Source organism: Microbacterium sp. BWT-B31 (genome assembly GCF_041379855.1).
Lineage (GTDB): Bacteria > Actinomycetota > Actinomycetes > Actinomycetales > Microbacteriaceae > Microbacterium.
Genome location: NZ_JBFECU010000032.1, coordinates 1 through 2,232 on the forward strand (window position 1 = coordinate 1; position 2,232 = coordinate 2,232).

The 2,232-nt window shown below is 69.0% G+C and carries 4 protein-coding genes; all 4 read right to left on the bottom strand.

From position 1 onward, the window contains the following. Positions 1-1,286 (bottom strand): hypothetical protein (locus tag AB1K54_RS17215; RefSeq protein WP_371203989.1); only part of this gene is annotated, 1,286 nt, incomplete at its 3' end. Next, entirely contained in the window at positions 1,286-1,630 is a 345-nt protein-coding gene (locus tag AB1K54_RS17220) for a DUF6507 family protein (protein ID WP_371203990.1), read from the bottom strand. The genes AB1K54_RS17220 and AB1K54_RS17215, both read right to left, overlap by 1 nt. A 20-nt stretch (positions 1,631-1,650) precedes the next feature. Continuing rightward, complete coding sequence (locus AB1K54_RS17225) at positions 1,651-1,962, bottom strand: pore-forming ESAT-6 family protein (RefSeq protein WP_371203991.1); 312 nt, start codon at positions 1,960-1,962, stop codon at positions 1,651-1,653. 25 nt (positions 1,963-1,987) lie between these two features. Continuing rightward, the coding region (locus AB1K54_RS17230; RefSeq protein WP_371203992.1) for a hypothetical protein at positions 1,988-2,232 on the bottom strand (245 nt) is incomplete at its 5' end.

Below are 2,232 nucleotides of genomic sequence, written 5' to 3' on the forward strand. Positions count from 1 at the left end.
AGGGATCCGTTCACGGCCCACGCGCCGGGGTCGATGAGGTCGACCACGCGGGCCATCTTGGAGAGCACGGATGCCGCGGTGCCCGCGGTCTTGACGCTGGTGACCGCCGCGCCGGCGGGGATGAAGATGGTCGCGAGGTTGAACAGGGATTCGCCGAGGGCGGTGCCGGGGTCGTCTGCCCATTTGTCCCACGCGATGAGCGCTTTGCCGGTGTTCAGCAGCGCGTCGTCGGCGGCGTCGGCGAAGTCGTCGATCGGGTCGGGGAGGAAGCCGTCGCCGCCGAAGGCCTCGATGGTGTCGTCGATGCTCTTGAGGATGTTCAGCGGCGGGGTGGAGGCGATCACCACGCCTGCGGCGAGCATGCCGAGCCCGCCCCACGCGGCGCCGTACGCGTCGGATGAGAACCAGTCGCCGGTGGCGGGGTTGTAGCCGAGCACGAGCGTGCCGAGGCCCTGGATGGTGCCCCACACACCGCCGACCGCGATCCCTTCCCACAGGAAGTCCTTCACGACGAAGTTGAACGTCGCCTCGCCGCACCCCTCGGTGCGCTCCACGGGCGCGCCCCACGGCATCTCGGTACCCTCGGGGATCTCGTCCAGGCCGTACCCGTTCGGGTCGTTCTCGGACTGGTACGAGTGCAGTGCGGCCGCGCCGTACAGGGCGCGGATCTTGTTCGCGCAGGCCCGCTCGGCCTCCCACAGCAGCACCTGCTGCGCGTTGACCGCGGCGATCAACTCGTTGTTGCGGTCGACCGCACCCTGGTCCTCATGCCACTGCTTCGTGACGTTCCGGTACTGCGGGATGTCGGCGTGCGATGTCGTGACGCTCGTCGACGACCCCGAATACGGTGAGTACGCGGAGGGTGCAGTCGGGTAAGCCGTGCCGTAGAAGCCCTGCGTGCTCACCCACGCCGGGTTCAGCTCACGCACCTGCACCCCGTGCGCGACGGTCGTGTTAACGAACGTCTGCGCCTGGGCACGCAGCCGGTCCAGCTCGGCTTTGATCGGGCGAACGTCTTCGGCGAACTGGATCAGCGCCGCTGACACCGTGTCGAGGTTGTCGCCGGTCTCGGTCGCCTGCGACGACACCGGCTGCATCAGCCCGAGCAGCGTGTCCGACTCGGGCGCCTGATACACCCCCGCCATGCCTTGCCACGAGGTCTGAACGCTCGACCCGTGGTCGCGCACCGATTCGGCGATCCTGCCGACGGTGCGGGCGTTCGCCTCGATCGCGGCGGGGTCGAGGTCCTTGCCGGGGATCGCGGAGGGGTCGATCGGCGACGGCATCAGCGCACTCTCCTCGGCGGCTGCGGCGGCGAGATCGCGGCGACGGCGGACGACTGCGCGTTCGCGGCCATCTCCAGGTCGCTCGCGATGTACGCCTGCGTCGCCGCAACCGCGCCGGACGCGGCCGCGCTGATCCGCGCATTCATGCCCTGGATGCGCGGGCCCTCCTCCTGCTCGAAGTACGCCTGGATCGCCTCGGCGATCGCGGGCGACTGCGCCGCAGTCACCCCGCCCTCCAAAGCGGGACCGAGACTGGTCAGCGACTTACCGAGCGCCTTGGCATGCTTGTTCACCTTGGTGAGCACGTCCTTGACCCCGGTTGGATCGATTCTCCACCCCGTCATGTTTCCGGATCAGTCCTGGGTCAGCCGATCGACTCGACCGCGGACCGCGCCTTGCGGAGGGCGTCCTGCGCCGACTCGTCGTTGCGTTCGAGCGACGACCGCAGCGTGGAGATGATCCCCTTCACCTCGGCCGCCGCGTTCTTCCACCGCAGCTCCTTCGCACGGTAGTCCTCGGACACGCCCTCGGCGGTGTAATCGGCCATCGCCGCCTGCACGTCCCGGTCGCGCTGATCGATCAGCGCCTCCAGCTGCGCGGCGACGCGGTTGAAGTTGTCCTGCGCGTTCTGGGATGCCGCGATGTCGTAGTCGCGACGGTCACCCTGGTTCGCCATGATGCGTCCTTTCGTCTCTCGCGGGTCAGCGGCCGGCACCGAACCGGGCGGCATCGAACGCGGAGCCCGCCTCGGCCGACTGCGTCTGATCCACCATCGCCGCCTCGCCCTCCAGGAACGACCGGTTCATCCCGCCGATACCGGCCAGCACCCCGTCCAGCGACGCCTTCAACTCGCCCGAGATCGCATCGGTGCGACCCTTGAACCGGTCGAAAGCGGAACGCCCCGCACCCTGGAAACGGCCCTCCAACGGCTCAGCCGCCTCCAACA

Coding starts and splice junctions, on each gene's coding strand:
- AB1K54_RS17220 (WP_371203990.1), bottom strand. CDS start 1,630: ATGACGGGGTGGAGAATCGATCCAACCGGGGTCAAGGACGTGCTCACC.
- AB1K54_RS17225 (WP_371203991.1), bottom strand. CDS start 1,962: ATGGCGAACCAGGGTGACCGTCGCGACTACGACATCGCGGCATCCCAG.